The following is a 19382-nucleotide window of genomic DNA, read 5'->3' on the forward strand; positions in this document are numbered from 1 at the left end:
CAGTCCTCAGCTGTTGTTGGCCCGGGCCGGCTTCACACCGTCCGGTGCGCTGGCGGCGCCTGGGGCGGCATCCGGCGCAGTGTTCTTGATGGCCACCCGCATCGAGAAATCGAACAGGCGGCGGGGATCCCGTGCATTCGCGGTCGCCACCTTGATTTCCACCAGGTCCGGGTTCTCCAGCCATTCGGCGTGACCCAGGTTGCGCAGCATTTCAGACACACGCTCGTTGGTCGCGGCCTGGCCGTTCAGGATGACCGACTTGCCGGTCTGCCGGATGCCTTGCAGGTAGATGCCTTCCGGCGTCAGCTTGGCCAGGTCGTTGAGCAGATGCACAGGCGTGTTGCGATCGCTCTGCAGGTCTTCCACCGCACGCTGGCGGGCCCGCAGGGCGTCGATTTCGGCGCGCAGCGTGGCGATGTCCTTGATCTGCTCGTCGAGCTTGGTGATCTCGGACTTCAGGAAGTTGTTGCGCTCGACCTGCGCGGAGGTCATCTGCTCCAGAAGCAGATAGATCACTCCGGCGACCAGCGCGCCAGCGACCAGCGACATGCCCAGACCCACGTAGAACGCGGTCTCACGGCGCTTGCGTTTCTCCTCGCGATGCGGGAGCAGGTTGATCAGAATCACTGAAAAAACCTCCGCATCGCCAGCCCGCAGGCCGTCAGGTAGGCCGGTGCCTCGCGGCGCAGCTTGTTTTCACGCACTGCAGAGCCCAGCACCATGTTTTCAAAAGGATTCACCACCATGCAGGCGAATCCGGTCAATTCGGTCACGCGTTCCTTCAGGCCCGGAAGCGTTGCAGTTCCGCCGGCCAGCATCACGTAGTGCACCTTATGGTGGGGCGTGCTGGTGAAGAAATACTGCAATGCGCGACCGATTTCCTGCGACAAACTGTCGACAAAAGGATTGAGCACTTGGGTCTCATAGTCCTCCGGCAATTCGCCGCTGAGTTTCTTTTGTTCGGCTTCCTCGAATGAGAAACCGTATTGGCGAGAAATCAGCATGGTGAGCTGGGAACCGCCAAAGGCTTGATCCCGGTCATACAGCATTTCATCGTCACGCAGCACCTTGAGGCTGGTCGTGTCGGCGCCAATTTCGAACAGTGCAACGAGGGCGTCCTTGCCTTCATTGGGCAGGGTCTCGACCAGGCGCCCCATCGCCATGCGCGAGGCATGGGACTCGATGTCCAGCACCACCGGACGCAGACCAGCCGCCTCAGCCAGGGCCTGGCGGTCCTGCACACGGTCCTTGCGCGACGCGGCAATCAGCACTTCCACGTCGCCCACCGACGTCGGGCTGGGCCCGATCACGCAGAAGTCCAGACTCACCTCATCGAGCGAGAACGGAATGTATTGATTGGCCTCGGCTTCGACCTGAAGCTCCAGCTCTTCTTCACGCAGGCCCGCAGGCAGCATGATCTTCTTGGTGATGACAGCGGACTGCGGCATGGCCAGCGCGGCATGCCGCGTCTTGCTGCCGCTGCGCGTCACGACCCGGCGCACAGCCTCGGCGACCTCATCGAATTTCTCGATTTGACCGTCGGTAATCCATCCCTTTTCAAAAGGCTCCGTGGCAAAACGTTCAAGAACGTATTCCCCACTCGCGTTTTGACTCAACTCCACAAGCTTGACGCTGGACGATGAAATGTCCAGGCCAATCATGGGCGGATGGGTGCGTCCCAGTAGTACGTCCAACAACCCCATGATGCGTTCCCCCAACGCGCCGCACACTGCGCCGGTTTGTTAATAAGTTACTTGAATGCTAGCAGCAAAGCCTTTGATGCCCCAAGGCAAAGCAGTCACAGCACGTAACACCGCGTTGCGTAACATACACGCCACGAAAGGGTGCCAAAAGCCGGAAATGTGCCCAGAAAGCGTGCGCATGCGCGCAGGGTCGCTGTTCGCCTCGGTCAGCCATTCGATGACCGACGCGGCTTCCTATAATCGCCGCAAGCGGCCGGATTCGCACCCGTACAGCCCCTGATGGGGAGCGGGTGGGCACGCAAAAATGCACACTTTGGTCATGCCCGCGAAGAAAACCTCCGACGACTCCCCCGACTCCCCCTCCTCCTCTTTTTCCGCCGACCCGCGGGATCGCGGACCACAAGGGCGCAAGAAGCCACGCACAACCCAGCGGCATTGGCTGCTGCGCGCGCTCGGATGGCTGTTCGGACTGTTACTTGCAGGCGTGCTTTCTGTGGCTTTGTTGGCAGGCATGGCCCTGGCCATGGCCTATCCCAGCCTTCCCGACATCAGCGGCCTGACCGACTACCAGCCCAAGCTGCCGCTGCGGGTGATGTCGGCCGATGGCCAGTTGCTCGGGGAGTACGGCGAGGAGCGGCGCTCCTACTCCAACATCCGCGACATCCCCAAGGTGATGCAGGACGCGGTGCTGGCCATTGAGGACGCACGCTTTTATCAGCACGGCGGGGTGGACTACCTGGGGGTGATCCGGGCGGGCCTGGCCAATGTGGGGGAGTCCAAGAGTCAGGGGGCCTCCACCATCACCATGCAGGTGGCTCGCAACTTCTATCTCTCCACCGAGAAGACCTTCACCCGCAAGATCTACGAGATCCTGCTGGCCCTGAAGATCGAAAGCGCGCTGCCCAAGGAGAAGATCCTTGAGATCTACATGAACCAGATCTTCCTGGGGCACCGGGCCTACGGCTTTGCCGCCGCCAGCGAGGTCTACTTTGGCAAGCCGATGAAAGACCTGTCGATTGCCGAGGCCGCCATGCTCGCCGGGTTGCCAAAAGCACCATCTGCTTACAACCCGATCAACAATCCCCGCCGCGCGACGTTGCGCCAGCAATACATCATCGACCGGATGCTGGAGATGGGCTTCATCAGCCCCGACCAGCATGCGCAGGCCAAGGCCGAGAAGCTGCGCATCCGCCCGCCCCAGGACACGGTCAGCCATGCCGAGTACGTCGCGGAGCTGGCCCGGCAGCTGATCTTCAGCCAGTACGGCGAAGAAGCCTACACACGCGGCCTGAACGTCTACCTGACGCTGAAGTCGGACGAACAGGAACGGGCATACCGGGCCTTGCGTCGCGGCATCATGGATTTCGAACGTCGCCAGGTCTATCGCGGCCCTGAGGCCTATGTCGATCTGCCCGGCGATCCCAAGGAGCTGGACACCCGCATCGCCGAGGCGTTGAGCGACCACCCCGCCAATGACGAACTGCTCGCGGCCGTCGTGCTCGAGGCCGACCCCAAGAAGGTGGTGGCGGCCCTCCAAAGTGGCGAGAGCATCACCATCACGGGCGAAGGCCTCAAGCCGGCCACGTCCGGCCTGTCGGACAAGGGGAATCCCAAGACCCGCATCCGGCGCGGCGCCGTCATCCGGGTGATCAAGCTCACCCGCAACAACAAGGAAGAGTGGACCATCACGCAGTTGCCGGAAGTGGAAGGGGCGATGGTGGCGCTCAATCCGCGAGACGGCAGCGTGCGCGCCCTGGTGGGCGGCTTCGACTACAACAAGAACAAGTTCAACCACGTCACGCAGGCCTGGCGCCAGCCGGGCTCCAGCTTCAAGCCCTTCATCTATTCGGCAGCGCTGGAGAAGGGCTTCAATGGCGCCACCGTGGTGAACGACGCCCCGCTGTTCTTCGACGCCAGCACCACCGGCAGCCAGCCGTGGGAGCCGAAGAACTACGACGGCACCTTCGACGGCCCCATGCCGCTGCGGCGGGCCTTGGCCAAGTCGAAGAACATGGTGTCCATCCGCGTGCTGCAGTCCATCGGCGTGAAGTATGCGCAGGACTGGATCACCCGCTTCGGCTTTGATGCCGACAAGCATCCCGCCTACCTCACCATGGCGCTGGGCGCCGGCTCGGTCACGCCGATGCAGATGGCGCAGGCCTATTCAGTGTTTGCCAACGGCGGCTACCGCGTCGGCCCTGCGCTGGTGCAGCGCATCACCGACCATCAGGGCCGCCTGCTCTATCAGGCCGTTCCCAAGACCCTGGACGAAAGCCAGCGCGCCATCGACCCGCGCAATGCATTCCTGATGGACAGCCTGCTGCAGGAGGTGGCGCGCAGCGGCACCGCGGCACGGACCCAGGCCACGCTCAAGCGACCGGACCTCTACGGCAAGACCGGCACGACCAACGACTCGATGGATGCCTGGTTCGCCGGGTTCCAGCCGGATCTGGTGTCGGTGGTGTGGATCGGCTATGACCAGCCTCGCAAGCTGGGGGATCGCGAAACCGGCGGTGGCCTGGCCTTGCCGGTCTGGATCGAGTTCATGCAGTACGCGCTGCGCAATACGCCGGTGGCCGAGATTCCGCCGCCCGCGACGGGCGTGACGAATGTGAATGGCGAGTGGTACTACGACGAGTTCGCCGAGAACCAGGGCGTTCGCGCGCTGACCGGGGATGAGCATGTGCCGGCGTCCGGCAGCGAGGATGAGAAGAAGAGCATCCTCGATCTGTTCAAGCGCTGACGACGGGGCTGGTGCTGCGCAGTCCGGACGCTGCGCAGACGAAGCAGGCGCTGCGCGGGTTCAGCCGCCCGTCACGCGCAACTGCTTGCCGCCGTGGAAGCTGATTTCCTGCGACAGCCGCTCGAAGAACTCCACCCCGTCCTTGGTATCCAGCCAGCGGCCATCCACGAACTTGAAGTGATAACCCCCGCGGCGGCTGGCCAGCCAGAGTTCCTGCAGCGGCGGCTGGGTGTTCACCACGATCTTGCTGCGGTCCTGGAACTGCAGCTCCAGCAGGCCCCCGGTGCGCTGCGGATCGATGTCGATGCAGTCCTCTTCCAGCCATTCATCGGCTTGCCGTTCGATGCTGGCCAGCACGGCGGCGGTGCGGGCGTCGTAGTCGACATCGGAAAGGGGCGTGGCAATGACGGTCATGGGTCGCGAACTCGCTAGACTGGCGTGCATGGAACAAACGAAGACCCGAAGTGTAGGCGCCCCTGCGCACCGCTCCCAGCCAACCGGCGGCAAGGCCCTGATGGGCTTGATGTTGTCGCTGGCGGTCATGGGCGCCATGGCCCTGACGGCCTGCGGCCAGAAGCGTCCCCTGCAGTTGCCGCCGGCCAAGACCTCCGGCACGGGCGGCGCCGCGCCCTCGAACACGCCGGCCAACACGTCGGTCAACACATCGGTCAACGCGCCGGCCGCCCTGCCCATCGGCACACCTGCCGAAACCCCGGCCCCGCGGGCTCAGCCCGCATCGGCACCGGCCAGCGCCACGATCGCTCCCCAGCGATAAAACGCGCCAGCTCCGCCCGCGTCAAATCCGCCCTTCCTCCACCGCATGGCAGGCGACCCGCACGCCATGCAGGCTCAGCAGCGCCGGCCGCTCCTGCTGGCAGCGTGCATTCGCATGCGGGCAGCGGGGGTGGAAGCTGCATCCGCTGGGCGGATTCAGCGGATTGGGCACCTCGCCGCGCACCGGCGTGCGGGCACGGCCCGTCATGTGAATGTCGGGAATGGCATCCAGCAGCATGCGGGTGTAGGGATGCCGCGGCGTTGCAAACAACGTGCGCTTGTCCGCCTGCTCCACCAATCGGCCCAGGTACATCACCCCGACCTGGTCCGCCACATGCCGCACCACCGCCAGGTTGTGCGAGATGAACAGATAGGTGAGCCCGCGCTGGCGCTGCAGGTCCTTCATGATGTTGAGCACCTGGGCCTGCACGGAGACATCCAGCGCGGACGTCGGCTCATCACACACCAGGAACTCGGGCTGGGTCGCCAGGGCGCGGGCAATCGAGATGCGCTGGCGCTGGCCGCCGGAAAACTGGTGCGGGAACTTGCCGGCATCGGCCGGCGACAAGCCCACGGACTGCAACAGCTCCGCCACCCGGGCGCGCAGCCCCGGCCCATCCGTCACCAGGCCATGCTCCCGCAGCGGCTCGGCAACGATGTCCTGCACCTTCCAGCGCGGATTCAGGCTGGCATAGGGATCCTGGAAGATCATCTGCATGCGGCGCCGCAGCGTCTGCGCCTGGGGGCCGGCCAGGGTGGCGGCGATGTCCGCGCCATCGAACTGCACCTGTCCGCCGGACGGTGTGTACAGCCCCACCAGCAGTCGCGCCACCGTGCTCTTGCCGCAACCGGACTCGCCCACCAGCGCCAGGGTGGTGCCGCGTGGAATCTGGAAGCTCACACCATCGACCGCATGCACGTACTGGCGCGGCCGGCGCTCGATCACCCGGTTGAGCCAGGGGGCCGAGACATCGAAGGTCTTGGCCAGGTCCCGCACTTCCACCAGCGGTGGGCCCGCAGGGGGCACCACCGGGCGGGCGGCGTCGGAAGGGGTGGTCGTCACAACACTCATGTCAGGATGTCCTTGCGCCGCGGGTCAGGCGACCTGGCCCGCTTCAGCGGTGGCGGCACGAGCCTGCCGGTCATGCAGCCAGCAGGCCGCCGAGGTGGCCGTGGCCGGCATCAGTTCGGGTCGCTGCTGAAGGCAACGGTCGAACGCCCGGGGGCAGCGCGGATGGAAGGCACACCCCGACGGAATGGCAGTGAGGCGGGGCATCGCGCCGTCGATCTGCAGCAGGCGGTCCCGGTCCTCGTCCATGGCGGGAATCGAGCCCATCAGGCCGACGGTGTAGGGATGGCCGGGCCGGTGGATCACTTCCTGCACCGGTCCGATCTCGGCAATGCGGCCCGCGTACATCACGGCCACGCGGTCGCAGGTCTCGGCGATCACGCCCATGTCGTGCGTCACCAGCATCACCGCCGCGCCCTGCTCCCGGCAGACCCGCTTGAGCAGCGCAATGATCTGCGCCTGGATGGACACGTCCAGCGCGGTGGTCGGCTCATCGGCCACGATCAGCTTGGGATTCGCAGCCAGCGCCAGGGCAATCACCACCCGCTGTCGCATGCCGCCGGAGAATTGGTGCGGATACTGGTCCACTCGGGCTTCCGGCGCCGGAATGCCGGTGGCTGCCAGCAGTTCCACGGCCCGCGCACGGGCCTGCTTCGGGGTCAGTCGCAAGTGGGTGGTGATGGTCTCCACCAGTTGGCGCCCGACGGTGTAGAGCGGATTCAGCGAGGTCAGCGGGTCCTGGAAGATGGCGCCGATCTGGCGGCCTCGCACCTGACGCATCTGGTCCTGGCTGAGCTGGTCGATACGGCGTCCTTCCAGCAGGATCTCGCCACTGGCAATGCGCCCAGGCGGCTCCAGAAGGCCGATGATGGCCGCACCCGTCAGCGACTTGCCGGCGCCGGACTCTCCGACCACGCCCAGCACCTCCCCGGGGGCGATGTCGAAGGACACATCATCCAGCGCCACCAGCGTGCCATGGCGGGTGGGGAACTCGACCCGCAGATGGCGGACTTCAAGCAAGGCAGTCATCTCGCGGCTCCGGCCTCAGCGCAAACGGGGGTTGAGGGCATCACGCAGCCAGTCCCCCAGCAGGTTGATGGACAGGGCAATCATCACCAGCATGACGCTGGGCCAGATGGTGATCCACCATTCCCCGGAATACAGGAAGTCGCTGCCGATGCGGATCAGCGTGCCCAGCGACGGCGTGGTCGGCGGCACGCCCACGCCCAGGAAGGACAGCGTGGCCTCGATCAGGATGGCCGAGGCCACCTGCAGCGTCAGCAGCACCAGCACCGGGCCGGTGACGTTGGGCAGCACGTGGCGCCACATGATGGCCATGGGCTTCACGCCGATCACGCGGGCCGCCTGCACATATTCCTTGTTGCGCTCCACAAGGGTGGAGCCGCGCACCGTGCGGGCGTACTGCACCCAGCCGGTGAGCGAGATGGCCAGCACCAGCACCAGGAAGGCCAGCGTGCCATGGGTGTCCGGCAGCACCACGCGGCCAATGCCATCCACCAGCAGCGCCACGAGAATGGCGGGGAAGGACAGCATCACATCGCAGATGCGCATGATGAGACCGTCCACCCGGCCGCCGACAAAGCCAGCCAGCAGCCCCAGCCCGACGCCGATCACCATCGACAGCAGCACCGAGGCCACGCCCACCACCAGCGAGATCCGGGCGCCATACATGATGGCGGAGAGCAGGTCGCGGCCCTGGTCGTCCGTGCCCAGCCAATACTTGCTGCTGCCGCCCTCGACCCAGGCGGGGGGCAGGCGTGCATCCATCAGGTCCACCGCCGTCAGGTCGAAGGGATCATGCGGCGCCACCCAGGGCGCAAACACGGCGCAGACCAGGCAGATGAGGGCCACCAAAGCGGCCAGCATGGCCACTGGGGAGCGGGTGAATGAATGCCAGACGTCCCCCTGGAAGAATCGGCGCAGCGGTCCGGGCGAGGACGCCACCGGAGGCGGGACGGCAGGGGGCATCGGCGGCGGAGAGGACAGGCTCATGAAGCGGATACTTTGGGGTCGTTGCGGCGTGGGACGAATCGTCAGGCGGCGGGTCAGGGGTTTTCCAGCGGCAGGCCCTGCTCCACCAGGCTGGCGAAGAGCGCAGCGCCCAGCGGCAGGATCTCGTCATTGAAGTCATAGCGCGGCTGGTGCAACCCGCACGGGCCCCCCTGCCCCAGTCGCAGATAGGCGCCGGGGCGCGCCTGCAGCATGAAGGCGAAGTCCTCGGAGCCCATGCTCGGCGGCAGCTCGTCGTCCACATGTTCCGCGCCGACCAGCCAGCGGGACACTCGCACCGCAAAGTCGGCCTCGCGGGCGCTGTTGATGGTGGCAGGGTACAGGCGCTGGTAGTCCACCTTCGCGCTGGCGCCGAAGCCCAGGGCCACGGACTCCACCATCCGGGTCAGCCGCTCTTCCAGCAGTTGCTGCACCTCGGGCTTGAAGCTGCGCACCGTACCGGTGAGCTGGGCCAGCTCGGGGATGACGCTGAAGGCGCCGGCATCGCCCGCCTGCATCGCACACAGGCTGACGACCGCCTGGTCCACCGGCGAGATGTTGCGCGACACCAGGCTTTGCACGGCCGTGATGATGTGACCGGCGATCAGCACCGGATCCACGCTCAGATGGGGATGCGCGCCATGGCCGCCGCGCCCCTGGATGTTGATCTGCACGCGGTCGGCGGCGGCCATCATCGCGCCGCGATTCAGGCCGATCTTGCCCGGCGGCAGATGCGGCCAGTTGTGCATGGCGTAGATGGCCTCGACCGGGAAGCGGTCGAAGAGCCCGTCGGCGATCATCTCGCGCGCGCCGCCATAGCCTTCTTCGCCAGGCTGGAACACCAGCACGGCGCTGCCGGTGAAGCGGCGGGTCTGCGCCAGATAACGCGCCGCGCCGACCAGCATGGCGCAGTGGCCGTCATGCCCGCAGGCATGCATCAGGCCGGGTGTGCCGGACTTCCAGGCGAAATCGTTCTGCTCGCGCAGGGGCAACGCGTCCATGTCGGCACGCAGGCCCAGCAGCCGGGCACTGCCGGCGGGCGTGCCCGGCTGGCCGTGGACCACCGCGACCAGTCCGGTGCGACCGATGCCTTCATGGATTTCATCCACGCCGCAGGCGCGCAAGGCCTGCACCAGCCGGGCACCGGTGCGGCGCTCCTCGAAGCCCAGCTCCGGCATGGCGTGCAGTTCCCGGCGAAGCGCGACCAGTTCACCCCGGCCTTCCAGGAGTCGCTGGTAGGTGCCGGACGCGGCACTGGTGACAGCGCTGGTGAGGGCAGTCATCTCAATGGGCCCCGCCGCCCACGCGCAGGCGAGGGTCGACAACGAAGTACAGCAGGTCCACCACCAGGTTGATCACCACGAAGATGAAGGAGATCAGGCAGAGATAGGCGGCCATGACCGGGATGTCAGGAAACTGGACGGCCTGGATGAACAGCAGCCCCATGCCGGGCCAGTTGAAGACGGTTTCAGTGATGATGGAAAAGGCAATCAGCGATCCCACCTGGAGCCCGGTCACGGTGATGACCGGCACCAGCGTGTTCTTCAGCGCGTGGCCGAAGTAGATGGCGCGATTGCTCAGGCCGCGGGCCTTGGCGAACTTGATGTAGTCGGCCCGCAGGACCTCCAGCATCTCCGAGCGCACCAGGCGCATGATGAGCGTGAGCTGGTAGATGGCCAGCGTGATGGCGGGCAGCAGCACATGACGCAGGCCGTCCAGCGTGAGCAGTCCGGTGGTCCATCCTCCCAGGGCCACCACGTCGCCCCGTCCATTGCTGGGCAGCCATTGCAATTGCACCGCAAAGACGAGGATAAGCAGCACACCGATCAGGAAGGTGGGCAGGGACACGCCCACCAGCGACACCGCCATCACCAGCTGGGTGCCAAAGCTGCCGCGGCGCAAGGCGGCATACACCCCCAGCGGAATGGCCACGACCAGTGCAATCACGGCGGCCACCGCCGAGAGCTCCAGCGTCGCCGGCACCCGCTCGGCCAACAGAGAGGACACCTTGCGGCGCTGCTGCAGGCTGATGCCGAATTCGCCCTGCACCGCATTGCCGACAAAGGTGGCGAACTGGGCCACGAAGGACCGGTCCAGGCCCAGGTCATGGCGGATTTGCGCACGCTGCTCCGGCGTGGCGTCCTGACCCGCGAGGCTGGCCACCGGGTCGCCCACGAACTGGAACAGCATGAAGGCGACGAAGGCGACCGTCAGCATGACGGCCATGGCCTGCACCAGTCGGCGAAGAATGAAAACCAGCATGTCGTCCGGGCCGCCGGAGGGCCGCCTGGCTCGTGGCCAGCAGCCTCACCCGGCCCTGCGGCTCCGCGAGAGTGAAACGTCCATCATCCGGACACATTCCTCCAGGGGCAAGAGGGGAAGTCCATTACCGGAGCCGGACGTGCGCAGGACGCGACAGCCATGAAAAAACCGCCCCTGGGAGCGGTTTTGGGGGACGCTGGGCGTCCGGAGGTGCGGAGGTGCGGAGGTGCGGAGGTGCGGAAACGATCAGGCCATCAGAAGCGATGACGCAGACCGAGGATGGCCCCGGCGCGCCTGTCCGCATTGTTGGAGAAGCGCACTGCACCGTTTTGCTTGGTGTAGTCCATTTCCAGATAGACGTCGGTGCGCTTGGAGAAGGCGTAGTCGGCCACGACCGCGAAGTAGTGGCCCTTGCTCTTGGTGTTGGCCAAGGCGGCGGAGTAGTGGGTCTGCTCGGCCAGCCAGTAGTGGCCGCCCAGGTTCAACTGGGCCGTCATCTGGTAGGTAGCGCCGAAGGAGTACATGTCCCGCTTCTTCACATCATTGGCGGCCGCATTGAACACGTTCCCCAGCAGTCCGGAGGTGTAGGCCGCCCCCAGCAGACCGCCCTGGTCGAACTTGTTGGAGGCCCAGGAGGCGTTCAGGTACAGCGGGCCGCTGGTCCAGGCGGCGCCGGCGGTATAGCCGCGCACCTTCTTGCCCAGCGTGTCTTCCACCGTCAGGAAAGCGCCGCCAGCGGCGAATTCGCCCTCGGCATACCGCAGCAGGCCGCCGTATGACTTGTTTTGGCTGTTGCCCTCACCAGCGGACACCTGGATCTCCCCGCGCAGCGGGCCCTTCTCGACCAAGTACTTCACCATGTTGTCCTGGCGGGCGCCCATCGACAGGCCGATTTCCGGCTTGTAGGCCTCGATGTAGGGCGAGTACTTGAAGGAGGCGTAGGTGGAGGTGTAGATGTCGAAGAGGATGTTGTACTGGCGACCCAGGGTGATGCGGCCAAAGTCGGCCGACTGGATGCCCACCCAGGACTGGCGCCAGAAGTCGTTCGCGGCTTGTGTGCCGTTGTCGGAGTTGAGCCGGTGCTCCAGGTTGACCAAAGCCTTCATTCCGTCGCCCAGGTCTTCACTGACGTTCACGCCCAACCGGCTTTGCGACATCCCGCCCGGAACGACCAGCTTCTTGGAGGATCCGGCGCTGGCATTACTGGTCATGCGCACACCAACGTCCACGATGCCGTAGAGCTGGACGCTGGACTGCGCCCATGCCGACCCGATCGATGCGGCCAGCAGGCCCAATGCCATGGCGGCTTTTTTCATGCGATGTCTCCTTTGTTTGATGTGGTCGTTCGCCGTGTTCGATTCTGGGGGAATGGTCGAAAAACAGACCATCCGCGTTGCAGATCGCCCACGGGAACTTACCCTGTCAAATATGAGACACAAAGGCCGCCTTCTGGTGCATGGATGCACAGGATTGGCGCAGGATGTGAGGCCGGAGCCGGAGCCGGAGCCGGAGCTGGAGCTGGAGCTGGAGCGGGGATTACAGCCTAGTCTCCACGCGGCGCGGCAAACAACAGCTCATTGAAAAAGTCAGGACGAAAAAAAGCCGCCCCGAGGGGCGGCCTTTGCACAAGTGCTGATCCGCGAGGGATTAGAAGCTGTGCTTGATACCGACGTCGAAGCCGCCGGACTTGCCGCCGCGAGCGGAGTTCACAGCATTGCCTTGCACCTTGAAGGCAGCCAGGCCGCTGTTGTCGATCAGCGAAGCGGTGGTGTACAGCGAGGTACGCTTGGACAGGTTGTGCAGGTAGCCAACGGTGTAGAACTTGGCATCGCCTGCGGTACCGGCCACGCGGTCAGCAGCGCTGTTGGTTTCAGCATCGCTGAATTGAGCCAGAACCGAACCAGCGGTCGTCACGGGGACAACGGCGCCGATCGTGTAGATGTTCTGCTTCAGCGAGTTGAACTTCAGCTGGCTCCACAGACCGCTGACCTTGGCCATGCCGAAGTCGTAGCTGGCGCCCAGGGAGATTTGCTTGAACTTGGCAGTTGCCACGCCTTCGGTGGACTGGTAGCCAGCAGCCACGTTGATGGCGCTGTCCTTCCAGCCCAGACGGCCACCGTACGACTTGGCGCCAACAGCGCCTTCGCCAGCGGCGACGTCGAACGAACCGTAGGCGCCGCCCAGGCCGCCCGGCAGGAAGTACTGAGCCAGGTTGTCAGCACGGTTGATGGTCTGGGTGCTGCTGCCCAGCGTGTTGTACACGCGGGTCACGTCGCCCAGGCCGGTGGTGCTGTACACGTCGAAATCGTCAACGACCAGACGGGTGGAGGTCTTGCCACGGCCCAGACGGACTTCACCGAAGTCACCCATCAGGCTCACCGAAGCGCGACGGCCCCAGAAGCGGCTGCTGTCAGCGGTGCCGGTGTCAGCCGACAGGGCGCTTTCCAGCCAGAAGCCAGCCTTCAGGCCGCCACCCAGGTCTTCAACGCCACGGACGCCGAAACGGCTGGAGCTGCTGCCGTCGTTGGTCAGTTGCTTGACGTTCTGGCCGTTGGCCTTGGTGTAACGGGCTGCGACGTCGATCACGCCGAACAGGGTCACCGACGATTGAGCGGCAGCGGCACCAGCGAAACCAGCCAGCACTGCCAGCGCGACGAGAGATTTCTTCATTAGAGACTCCTAGATCTTAATGAGGCTTGCAGGCCCACCAGGGTCCCCGCAAACCAAGCTCCTGCAATGAAGCTGTGCCGTATTGCAACAGTTCCCATCCGGCCTGACCAGCGCCCTCCCCGTAAAAGTCCTGATTTCGTTGGATGCAAGCAACGCGTATGCGATTAAAAAATGTGTCATCACCCATTCGCACAAATGAAGGGGGAGCCCCCCAGGGCAGGTATGTCGCATGCCCCCTAAACTGCCCTTTCCATGCAGCATCGGGCGGCCATGACGGTTTCCACTGTTCTTCCCACGGCTTTACGCGGAGGTTCCCGCGACAACACCGGGGACATGAATGCAGACCAGAATGGGCCCATGAATGAGTCCATGAATGAGTCCATGACATCTCCCAATCAGCGCACAGGCCATGGCGGCCGCCAGCACAGCCGCATGGACGCGTGGATTTCCACACTGGACCACAGCTTGCGAACCCTGGCGGGCGTGGCCCCCATGTCGCGTCCGACGCCCCAGGCGCTGACACCGGATGAGGTGCTGTCCGAAGATCAGCGCCGGGAAGCGGCCGCCTTGATGCGGGTCAACCATGTCGGAGAGATCTGCGCCCAGGCCCTGTACCGGGCGCAGGCCATGACCACCCGCAATGACGAGCTGCGCCAGCATCTGGAGCATGCCGCGCAGGAAGAGCTGGACCATCTGGCCTGGACGGCGCAGAGGCTCCAGGCCCTGAATGACCGGCCCAGCCTGCTCAATCCGCTCTGGTATGCAGGCGCCTTTGCCATCGGCACGGTGGCGGGCCTGGTGGGCGATCGGGTGAGCCTGGGGTTTGTCGTCGAGACCGAGCGCCAGGTGGAAGCGCATCTGGACAGCCACCTGGAGCGGCTGCCGGCGGGGGATCACAGCTCCAGGGCGATCGTCGCCCAGATGATGGCCGAGGAAGTCGAGCATGCCGATGCGGCCCGCGCCCGGGGTGCGGTGGAGCTGCCGGCGCCCGTCAAGGGGCTGATGCGTCTGGCGGCCAAGGTCATGACCACCACCGCCCACCGCCTCTAATCAATGTGCCGGGCCCGGGCGCCCGGCTCAGGGCGCCAGCCCGGTGCAGCATCAGCGGGTCAGACTTCGACCAGTTCCACCGACGTGGTGATCTCCGCCGTCTTGGCCAGCATGATGCTGGCGGAGCAGTACTTCTCATGGGAGAGCTTGACCGCCCGCTCCACCACCGGCAGGGACAGGTCCCGCCCTTCCACCACGAAGTGCATGTGGATCTTGGTGAAGACCTTGGGGTCGGCGTCCGCCCGGTCCGCCTTCAGCTGCACCCGGCAGTTGCGCACATCGTGCCGTCCACGCTTGAGGATCAGCACCACGTCATAGGCGGTGCAGCCCCCGGTGCCCAGCAGCACCATCTCCATCGGCCGAGGGGCGAGGTTGCGCCCGCCACCGTCCGGCGCGCCGTCCATCGTCACCAGATGACCACTGCCGGTGGTGGCGGCGAAGCTCATGCCGTCCCGGCCCATCCAGTCGATCGTGCATTCCATGCGCTATTGCTCCTTGGTCACTCACCGCGCTGACAGCCGCTCAGGGCCACTCATGGCCGGTGATATTGCTCATTAGAGACCTGTCTCCAACGAGAAGTCACAGAAAAAATATTGCGGCGCAGCATGCTTCCGCCCTAGAATTCTAGACATGCGATAGCGCTACCCCGCGAGGCCGTTTGAGAGACCCGCATGGAGTCTAGGCCGGTAGCCCGCACCAGTTGTCTCCTCCACCGCCTCCATGGTGGATTCAGCCCAAGGCCCCCAAGGCCTTGGGCTTTTTTTCTGCCCGTCGCGGATTGACGGTCGGCAACGGAGACCACCCGTCAGCGACCTTAAGCCGGGGACGCAGTGTCAGCCCCCGCCGCCACGCTGCGCCCCCGTGGCAACCCGCGCTCCTTCAATCGCGAACGCTGTGATCGCCCCCAGGGCCGTTCCGCGCAAGGCTAGGGGCAAACCCCAAAGTATCATCACCGGCCGCTTTCTGCGGCATGGAGGGAATTCAATGGCCGGCCCACGGCGCGCCCCGCGCAAGTCCACATCCACACACACCGCTGTGCAAGCGACCGGGCGTCATCCTGCGTTATTGCCCGCCGACCAGAGCTATCTCCAGCGAATTTTGAATGCGCGGGTATATGAGGTCGCGCAGGAAACCTCCCTCGATTTCGCGCGCGATCTCTCCAAGCGCATTAACAACAAGGTCTGGCTCAAACGCGAAGACCAGCAGCCGGTATTCAGTTTCAAGCTGCGCGGCGCCTATAACAAGATGGCGCAACTGTCGGCGGAGCAATTGAGCCGCGGCGTGATCTGCGCATCGGCGGGAAACCATGCGCAAGGGGTGGCACTATCCGCGCGCAAACTCGGCTGCCGTGCCGTGATCGTCATGCCGGTGACCACGCCGCGGGTGAAAGTCGATGCGGTGCAGGCGCTGGGCGGCGAGGTGGTGCAGGTGGGCGAATCCTTCACCGACGCTTATCAGCATGCGCTGGAACTCGAGCGCGAGCAAAGCCTGACCTTTGTCCACCCGTTTGACGACCCCGACGTCATTGCCGGCCAGGGCACCATCGCCATGGAAGTGCTGCGCCAGCATCCCGGCCCCATCGACGCCATCTTCTGCGCCATCGGCGGCGGCGGCCTGATTTCCGGGGTGGCGGCCTACATCAAGGCCGTGCGGCCGGAGATCAAGGTGATCGGCGTGCAAACGCGCGATTCGGACGCCATGGTCCGCTCCATCCAGGCGGGCAAGCGGGTGACGCTCCACGACGTGGGCCTGTTCTCCGACGGCACGGCCGTGAAGCTGGTGGGCGAGGAAACGTTCCGCGTCTGCCGCGAACTGGTGGATGACTATGTCGTGGTGGATACCGACGCGGTCTGCGCCGCGATCAAGGATGTGTTCGTGGACACGCGCAGCATCCTGGAGCCGGCCGGCGGCCTGGGCGTGGCGGCCATCAAGCAATATGCGGCAGAAAAAGGCCTGAAGGGCCAGACCTACATCGCCATCACCTGTGGCGCCAACATGAACTTCGACCGGCTGCGGTTTGTCGCGGAGCGGGCCGAGGTGGGCGAGCACCGAGAGGCGCTGTTTGCCGTCACCATTCCGGAGGAGCGGGGCAGCTTCCGGCGCTTTTGCGAATTGATCGGCCCACGCAGCGTCACCGAGTTCAATTACCGCATCTCCGACACGCAGGAAGCCCATGTCTTCGTCGGCCTGAGCATCAGCCGCCGCGAGGAAGCCGACAAGCTGGCCCGCCAGTTCGAGAAACACCGCTTCCCCACCGTCAACCTGACCGACGATGAATTGGCCAAGCAGCATGTGCGGCACATGGTGGGCGGTCGGACCGAGCTAGCCGACAACGAGCGCCTGTTCCGATTCGTCTTCCCGGAACGGCCGGGGGCCTTGATGCGATTCCTGTCGAATCTGCATCCAGACTGGAACATCAGCCTCTTCCACTACCGCAACCAGGGGGCTGATTACGGGCGCATCCTCGTCGGGCTGCAGGTCCCGCGGGGAGATGCCAAGGCGTTCAAGGCCTTTCTGGAGCAGCTCAACTATCCCTGCACCGAGGAAACGGACAACCCGGTGTACCGCCTCTTCCTGCGCTGAGGCAAGGGGCCAGCGTCGGCTGGCCACGACGCAAGTGAGCGCTATCCGCACAGCTTGCCCCCGGTCCAGGTGGCCTGGGGCATTTGCGGATCGAGGGACTGTGTGCGTCACCACACAATGGGAGCCGGGCATCCTCCCCGGGCGCGCGGCCTCGACCGTGTTGCGCGCCGCCCCGCTGTGCGTCGTTCCCCATGTCCATCCATCAGTCCCTGATCAGCCCCACCCTCAATCCGGAGCTGGAGCGCACGCTGCGCGCCCGCCTGGATCAGCGCAGCGCCATTGCCGGCCGACTGGGCGAGCTGGAACCGCTGGCGGTACGGCTGGGCCTGATCCAGAACACGCTGACCCCGGAGCTGGACATCCCGACGCTGATGCTGTTTGCCGGCGACCATGGTCTGGCCGTGGATGGCATCAAGCTACCCAATGGCCGCAGCACGCGCGAGCAGGCGCTGCTGGCGCTGCAGCACCGCCTGCCGTCCACGGTGTTTGCCAACAACCAGGGCATGCATGTGACGGTAGTGGACTGCGGCATTGCCGAACCGCTGAGCCCGCAGCGCGGCCTGCTGGCACGCAAGATCGCCCACGGCACCCGCAACTGCCGGGTCGGCCCGGCCATGACGCTGGAACAGGCCCATGCGGGCGTGCGGGTGGGCATGGAGATTTCCGACAACCTGTCCAGCAATGTGCTGGCCTGCGCCGGCCTGGGCCAGGGCTCGATGGAAGCGGCCGCGCTGGTGCTGTCCCGCCTGACGGACCTGCCGGTGCGGGACTTCGTGATCTCCGGCCCCGACATGCCGCAGGACGACCTGACCCATCTGCTGATCGTGCTGCAGAGTGCGCAGGCGCGGCACCGCGACGTTGAAGAACCGATGGCCGTACTGGCCGCCTTTGGCGGTCATGAACTGGCGGTGATGGTGGGCGCCATGCTGGTGGCGGCGAGCAAGCGGCAGCTGATCCTGGTGGACGGGATGGCCGCCTGCGCAGCGCTCAAGGTGGCGTCGATGATTGCCCCGCCGGTGACCGACTACGCCGTGTTCTGCCGCAGCACCCTCCATCGCGGCCTGGATGAATCCCTGGCGCTGTTCCATGCCACCGCTTTGCTGGAGCTGGGCATGGACTGCAGCGACGGCACTGGCGCTCCCCTGGCCTGGCCGATGATCCGCTGCGCCGCCGCGCTGCTGACCGAGGTGCAGGACATTCCGGACGGACCCATCCACAGCCGGCCGACCGACCTTCACAATGGCGCCAGCCTGCTGGGCACTTTGCGAAAGAATTGAAACGGGGCGTGTCAGTCGCGCTGCAGCGCCCTATTCGCCCTATTCGCCCTGTTCGCCCTGTTCGCCCTATTAGCCCTATTCGCCCTATTGATTCACCACGTTGTCAGGCGGCGGCTGCATCGCATTGGTGGGCAAGGCGCCGCCGATGTTCGTCAGCGGCGAGCCGCCTCCGTTCATCGGCACGCTGCCGGGCGGTGCGTTGAGCGAGATGCCCTGTTGGTTCGGCGGCAGCGCCCCGGCCGGCGGCAGGGTCGGCACAACGGGCGGCGCGTCCATCACAGGCATGGGCGATGCGCCCGGCACTGGCGTCAACGCCAGACGGATGGACACCGCATTGTTGCGTCCCAGGCCCACTTCCCGGCGGCTGACCTCCAGCAGCTGGATGTCGCCATCCACCACCTGACCGACCCGGAACGGACGGGCAAACCCGCCGCTGACCGCAATCAGGGCCACACCTTCCCCGGTGGCCTGACCCGTGGACGGCGCCACCACGCCCAGCAACTGGTAGCGGGATGAGGCCGATTCCACCGGCGCGGCGGACGGGGACTCCTGGGTGAAAACCCGGGTCCAGTCCCCCACCGTCGAAGAAGCCACGGCCGGCAAGACCTGCCCCGGCGCCGCGGGACCGCGGGCCATGAGCGTCAGCGACCAATAGGCCAGGCTGGCCGCCATCAGCGCCCAGATCACGAAGCTTAACCAACGTGCATGCATGTGCCGATTATGATGGAACGCAAGAGGCTGCAGACGGGCAGCCCAGCCCCAGGATTGCAAAACCATGCAACGCAAGATGACTTCCCGCCGCGCCAGCCGCGGTTTCACCCTGATCGAACTGATCGTGGCCATCACCATCGTGGCCGTGATGGGCGCCGTGGTGGTGCCCGCCGTGATGAATCACGTGGCCGATGCCCGGCGTACCGCCGCCAAGCAGGACGTCACCACGCTGATGCAGGCGCTCAAGCTTTACAAGATGGACAACGGACGCTTCCCCAGCGGCGACCAGGGCCTCAATGCCCTGGTCAGCAAGCCCACCAGCGGCACCGTGCCGGGCAACTGGAAGGTCTACATCGAGAAGCTGCCCAAGGATCCCTGGGGCAACCCCTATCAATATGACAACCCCGGCCTGAAGGGCGAGGTCGATGTCTACAGCCTGGGTGCCGACGGCAAGCCGGGCGGCGAAGGCAACGACGCCGACATCGGCTCCTGGGAGTAATCCGGCCCTCGGGCCCTGCGCCGACCGCACT

The 19382-nt window shown here is 65.4% G+C and carries 18 protein-coding genes; 6 read left to right on the forward strand and 12 right to left on the reverse strand.

The features are described 5' to 3' along the window. Positions 1 to 6: 6 nt before the first annotated feature. Both DES44_RS14885 and DES44_RS14890 read right to left on the reverse strand, forming a co-directional pair. Positions 7 to 627, reverse strand: coding sequence for a PilN domain-containing protein (locus DES44_RS14885; RefSeq protein WP_058933929.1), 621 nt, complete (start codon positions 625 to 627; stop codon positions 7 to 9). Next, complete coding sequence (locus DES44_RS14890; protein WP_058937204.1) at positions 624 to 1703, reverse strand: pilus assembly protein PilM; 1080 nt, start codon at positions 1701 to 1703, stop codon at positions 624 to 626. The genes DES44_RS14885 and DES44_RS14890 overlap by 4 nt, the downstream gene beginning before the upstream one ends. Before the next feature lie 319 nt (positions 1704 to 2022). Here DES44_RS14890 and DES44_RS14895 point away from each other — a divergent pair, with 319 nt between their 5' ends. Continuing rightward, positions 2023 to 4446, forward strand: a complete 2424-nt coding sequence (locus DES44_RS14895) for a penicillin-binding protein 1A (RefSeq protein ID WP_083525341.1) — start codon at positions 2023 to 2025, stop codon at positions 4444 to 4446. Positions 4447 to 4506: 60 nt separating this feature from the next. Here the strand turns inward: DES44_RS14895 and cyaY are convergent, their stop codons facing one another. After that, the gene (gene cyaY, locus DES44_RS14900) at positions 4507 to 4860 is read right to left on the reverse strand and encodes an iron donor protein CyaY (protein ID WP_058933928.1); all 354 of its coding nucleotides are present in this window, start codon (positions 4858 to 4860) and stop codon (positions 4507 to 4509) included. Positions 4861 to 4888: 28 nt separating this feature from the next. On the opposite strand from cyaY, the gene DES44_RS14905 reads away from it, so the two are divergent. Continuing rightward, complete coding sequence (locus DES44_RS14905; RefSeq protein WP_147307101.1) at positions 4889 to 5221, forward strand: lipoprotein; 333 nt, start codon at positions 4889 to 4891, stop codon at positions 5219 to 5221. 21 nt (positions 5222 to 5242) lie between these two features. Here the strand turns inward: DES44_RS14905 and DES44_RS14910 are convergent, their stop codons facing one another. The 7 genes from DES44_RS14910 to DES44_RS14940 all read right to left on the reverse strand — a co-directional run bounded on the left by DES44_RS14910 (position 5243) and on the right by DES44_RS14940 (position 13231). After that, the gene (locus tag DES44_RS14910; protein ID WP_058933926.1) at positions 5243 to 6292 is read right to left on the reverse strand and encodes an ABC transporter ATP-binding protein; all 1050 of its coding nucleotides are present in this window, start codon (positions 6290 to 6292) and stop codon (positions 5243 to 5245) included. 24 nt (positions 6293 to 6316) lie between these two features. Further along, on the reverse strand, positions 6317 to 7318 hold the full coding sequence (locus DES44_RS14915; protein WP_058933925.1) for an ABC transporter ATP-binding protein: 1002 nt from the start codon (positions 7316 to 7318) through the stop codon (positions 6317 to 6319). Between the two features lie 15 nt (positions 7319 to 7333). After that, a complete protein-coding gene (locus DES44_RS14920; protein ID WP_375137529.1) occupies positions 7334 to 8302 on the reverse strand; it encodes an ABC transporter permease in 969 nt (322 codons plus the stop codon). Between the two features lie 53 nt (positions 8303 to 8355). Further along, on the reverse strand, positions 8356 to 9582 hold the full coding sequence (locus tag DES44_RS14925; protein WP_058933923.1) for a M20 aminoacylase family protein: 1227 nt from the start codon (positions 9580 to 9582) through the stop codon (positions 8356 to 8358). Position 9583: 1 nt separating this feature from the next. Further along, positions 9584 to 10561: an ABC transporter permease gene (locus tag DES44_RS14930; RefSeq protein WP_058933922.1), complete on the reverse strand. Its 978-nt coding sequence runs from the start codon at positions 10559 to 10561 to the stop codon at positions 9584 to 9586. Positions 10562 to 10815: 254 nt separating this feature from the next. Further along, positions 10816 to 11877, reverse strand: coding sequence for a porin (locus DES44_RS14935; RefSeq protein WP_083525340.1), 1062 nt, complete (start codon positions 11875 to 11877; stop codon positions 10816 to 10818). Between the two features lie 331 nt (positions 11878 to 12208). Next, complete coding sequence (locus DES44_RS14940; RefSeq protein WP_058933920.1) at positions 12209 to 13231, reverse strand: porin; 1023 nt, start codon at positions 13229 to 13231, stop codon at positions 12209 to 12211. Positions 13232 to 13612: 381 nt separating this feature from the next. Here DES44_RS14940 and coq7 point away from each other — a divergent pair, with 381 nt between their 5' ends. Next, positions 13613 to 14281: a 2-polyprenyl-3-methyl-6-methoxy-1,4-benzoquinone monooxygenase gene (gene coq7, locus DES44_RS14945; protein ID WP_375137530.1), complete on the forward strand. Its 669-nt coding sequence runs from the start codon at positions 13613 to 13615 to the stop codon at positions 14279 to 14281. Between the two features lie 59 nt (positions 14282 to 14340). Here the strand turns inward: coq7 and DES44_RS14950 are convergent, their stop codons facing one another. Beyond that, positions 14341 to 14763, reverse strand: a complete 423-nt coding sequence (locus DES44_RS14950; RefSeq protein WP_058933919.1) for an OsmC family protein — start codon at positions 14761 to 14763, stop codon at positions 14341 to 14343. 502 nt (positions 14764 to 15265) lie between these two features. Here DES44_RS14950 and ilvA point away from each other — a divergent pair. Continuing rightward, positions 15266 to 16864 carry a threonine ammonia-lyase, biosynthetic gene (gene ilvA, locus DES44_RS14955; RefSeq protein ID WP_083525338.1) on the forward strand — a complete coding sequence of 533 codons (1599 nt, stop codon included), beginning with the start codon at positions 15266 to 15268 and terminating at the stop codon, positions 16862 to 16864. Positions 16865 to 17055: 191 nt separating this feature from the next. Further along, positions 17056 to 18141 carry a nicotinate-nucleotide--dimethylbenzimidazole phosphoribosyltransferase gene (locus DES44_RS14960; protein WP_058933918.1) on the forward strand — a complete coding sequence of 362 codons (1086 nt, stop codon included), beginning with the start codon at positions 17056 to 17058 and terminating at the stop codon, positions 18139 to 18141. A gap of 84 nt (positions 18142 to 18225) precedes the next feature. On the opposite strand, the gene DES44_RS14965 is transcribed toward DES44_RS14960, so the two are convergent. Beyond that, positions 18226 to 18852: a hypothetical protein gene (locus DES44_RS14965; RefSeq protein WP_058933917.1), complete on the reverse strand. Its 627-nt coding sequence runs from the start codon at positions 18850 to 18852 to the stop codon at positions 18226 to 18228. A gap of 64 nt (positions 18853 to 18916) precedes the next feature. Between DES44_RS14965 and gspG the strand changes: the two genes are divergently transcribed. After that, a complete protein-coding gene (gspG, locus tag DES44_RS14970) occupies positions 18917 to 19351 on the forward strand; it encodes a type II secretion system major pseudopilin GspG (protein ID WP_232309927.1) in 435 nt (144 codons plus the stop codon). Positions 19352 to 19382 lie beyond the last annotated feature (31 nt).

Source organism: Roseateles depolymerans, assembly GCF_003387155.1.
GTDB classification, from domain to species: Bacteria; Pseudomonadota; Gammaproteobacteria; order Burkholderiales; family Burkholderiaceae_C; genus Roseateles; species Roseateles depolymerans.

Bases quoted from the DNA above. Each gene is read 5' to 3' on its own strand.
- DES44_RS14965 (WP_058933917.1), bottom strand. From the start codon at position 18,852: ATGCATGCACGTTGGTTAAGCTTCGTGATCTGGGCGCTGATGGCGGCC.
- ilvA (WP_083525338.1), top strand. From the start codon at position 15,266: ATGGCCGGCCCACGGCGCGCCCCGCGCAAGTCCACATCCACACACACC.
- DES44_RS14930 (WP_058933922.1), bottom strand. From the start codon at position 10,561: ATGCTGGTTTTCATTCTTCGCCGACTGGTGCAGGCCATGGCCGTCATG.
- gspG (WP_232309927.1), top strand. From the start codon at position 18,917: ATGCAACGCAAGATGACTTCCCGCCGCGCCAGCCGCGGTTTCACCCTG.
- DES44_RS14920 (WP_375137529.1), bottom strand. From the start codon at position 8,302: ATGAGCCTGTCCTCTCCGCCGCCGATGCCCCCTGCCGTCCCGCCTCCG.
- DES44_RS14960 (WP_058933918.1), top strand. From the start codon at position 17,056: ATGTCCATCCATCAGTCCCTGATCAGCCCCACCCTCAATCCGGAGCTG.
- DES44_RS14905 (WP_147307101.1), top strand. From the start codon at position 4,889: ATGGAACAAACGAAGACCCGAAGTGTAGGCGCCCCTGCGCACCGCTCC.
- DES44_RS14915 (WP_058933925.1), bottom strand. From the start codon at position 7,318: ATGACTGCCTTGCTTGAAGTCCGCCATCTGCGGGTCGAGTTCCCCACC.
- coq7 (WP_375137530.1), top strand. From the start codon at position 13,613: ATGACATCTCCCAATCAGCGCACAGGCCATGGCGGCCGCCAGCACAGC.
- cyaY (WP_058933928.1), bottom strand. From the start codon at position 4,860: ATGACCGTCATTGCCACGCCCCTTTCCGATGTCGACTACGACGCCCGC.
- DES44_RS14895 (WP_083525341.1), top strand. From the start codon at position 2,023: ATGCCCGCGAAGAAAACCTCCGACGACTCCCCCGACTCCCCCTCCTCC.
- DES44_RS14890 (WP_058937204.1), bottom strand. From the start codon at position 1,703: ATGGGGTTGTTGGACGTACTACTGGGACGCACCCATCCGCCCATGATT.
- DES44_RS14940 (WP_058933920.1), bottom strand. From the start codon at position 13,231: ATGAAGAAATCTCTCGTCGCGCTGGCAGTGCTGGCTGGTTTCGCTGGT.
- DES44_RS14935 (WP_083525340.1), bottom strand. From the start codon at position 11,877: ATGAAAAAAGCCGCCATGGCATTGGGCCTGCTGGCCGCATCGATCGGG.
- DES44_RS14950 (WP_058933919.1), bottom strand. From the start codon at position 14,763: ATGGAATGCACGATCGACTGGATGGGCCGGGACGGCATGAGCTTCGCC.
- DES44_RS14910 (WP_058933926.1), bottom strand. From the start codon at position 6,292: ATGAGTGTTGTGACGACCACCCCTTCCGACGCCGCCCGCCCGGTGGTG.
- DES44_RS14925 (WP_058933923.1), bottom strand. From the start codon at position 9,582: ATGACTGCCCTCACCAGCGCTGTCACCAGTGCCGCGTCCGGCACCTAC.